Annotated in this window: 2 protein-coding genes; one reads left to right on the plus strand and one right to left on the minus strand. The window is 72.1% G+C overall.

Annotated elements, in window-relative coordinates:
* Positions 1 to 227 (plus strand): integrase core domain-containing protein (locus AC2W7K_RS18020; protein WP_486006506.1); only part of this gene is annotated, 227 nt, incomplete at its 5' end.
* Between the two features lie 99 nt (positions 228 to 326).
* On the opposite strand, the gene AC2W7K_RS18025 is transcribed toward AC2W7K_RS18020, so the two are convergent.
* Positions 327 to 1814: an SCO6880 family protein gene (locus AC2W7K_RS18025; protein ID WP_198499353.1), complete on the minus strand. Its 1488-nt coding sequence runs from the start codon at positions 1812 to 1814 to the stop codon at positions 327 to 329.
* Between the last annotated feature and the right edge of the window lie 194 nt (positions 1815 to 2008).

Here is a 2008-nt window from a genome sequence, read left to right on the forward strand (position 1 = left end):
AAGTCGGTGCCGGCGGAGATAACGCCGCGATGGAGTCCTTCTTCGCGCTGCTGCAGAAGAACGTCCTGGACCGCAAGCGCTGGCGGACTCGAGAAGAGCTCCGCATCGCGATCATCACCTGGATCGAACGCACCTACCACCGTCGTCGCCGACAGGCCCGCCTGGGCCGATTGACCCCCATCGAATACGAGACCATCATGAACCCCGCCGTGGATCTCGCGGCCTGACACCCCAACTGTCACCTGAGCGTGCGGCAGTCCCATACTGCTCCCGAACATGCTCACTTCTCGCGAACGACGGTGACCCAGCAGAACGGCTGAACGTCGTCACACGTGGCGGGCCAGCGGCAGGGCGGCGGCGGTGAACGCGGCGGCCTGCTGGCCGACCAGGCGGCGGGTTTCGCAGGAGGCTTGGATGGCGGCTTGCTCGATCGCTGAGACCGCCGCATCCAGTTCCTCGTCCGTGGGCGCGGAGACCGCGACCAGGCCGGTGACGCGCAGCACCCCGTGCCCGGCGGTCAGGTCGGCCTCCTGCTGGAGCACGTCCTCGTATTCGGCTGTCTGCGCGGCGTCCTCGATCTGCCCGATCCGTCGTCGTTGGGCGGCATCCGAGATGTGTTCGACCTTCTTCTTGCGGATGTCGCGGGCGGCCTGGTCGGTGCGCATCGGCGTGTAGATCAGCGACAGTGCCCGCCCGATCCCGGAGGAGAGCACGACCGGGGCGAGGAACCCCGGATACACCATCGACCGTGGCCATTCGCTGACCCACAGCACCGCGTGATACGCCGAGTCGGTGTGCAGCCTCGTCCAGGTCTCGGTCACCGCGACCGGCCCCGCCGTGGCGAGGGACTGGCCCAGCTCCCCGTGCCGCTCCAGCGTCGCGGCCACGGCAGGGTCGTAGGCGGAACGCAGGATCACCGCGACCTGGCCGGGGGTGAGCCACCCGGCCGGGGTCAGGTCGGCCGAGCGCAGCGCGGCGGTGAGGGTGGACATCTCTTGGCGGAGCACGGCGGCGGCCCCGCGCAGCCCGCCGCCGGCGGTCCTGATCTGCCGGGCGGCGGCCTGCATGTCCAGCGACAGGGACAGGGTGGTGGCGTGGCGCTCCCCGGCGGGACCGGCCCGCTCGATCAGCTCTTGGTAGGTCGTCGCGGCCCAGGAGCCGTCGCGGGTGCCGTGCGCTGCCCACCATTCCGCCAGCCCGGTGCCCGAATCCGGCAGGGTGCGCTCCAGCACCTGCAAGGTCGCGATCCGCCCGGACCGGCACACGGTGGCCAGCACCCTGCCCCAGGCGGTGACACGGCGGTGCTGTTCAGCCGGGTCGAGCAGCACGAACGCGGGATGCCGTACCTCGCAGACGACGGTGAGGGTGTGCTGGTGCGGGTCGTGGATCATCCCGGCCCCGGTCTCCGGGTCGACGTGCTCGCGCAACCTCGCCTGGTCGCCGGGCAGGGCGAGCGTGCCCGCCGGCCTGGGGGCGACGATCCGGCGCCGGTAGGCGAGCTGCCCGCCGGTGCTGCGCCACAGCCACCAGCCAGCCACGGGTATCCATTCCACGACCGGGCGGCCGGCGACCGGCATCCAGGTCAGCACGACCGACAGCACCCACACCGGGGCGGTGGCGGCGATGAGGATGCCGCCGCCGGCGTAGAACGCGCCCACCAGGGTCAGCACCCCGATCCCGAGGGTCACCAGCTGCGACGCGGACAGGCCCAGCAGCACGCCCCGGCGGGTGAGGCGGCTGAACTTCACCGGCACCAGCTCCGCCCCCGACCCGGCCTGGGCGCTGCTGTCCCCCGTGCTGTGTTTCGTGGCCATCGCGGTTCATTCCTTCCTGCTCGGCGGGCGGCTGTCGCTGTCGGGCGGCTTCAGCCCGTCGGGCGCGTTCGGCGGCGGGGTCTGAGGTGGCGGCACCCGCGAGTCCGTGCCGGCGCCGGTGTTGTGGGGTGTTCTGGTTCGCGCCATCGGCGGCGGCCTCGGCCTGTCCGCCGATCTGCGCGCCGGCCTCGGGG

The sequence above is a fragment of the Brevibacterium sp. LAARM2_SD2 genome, assembly GCF_057364785.1.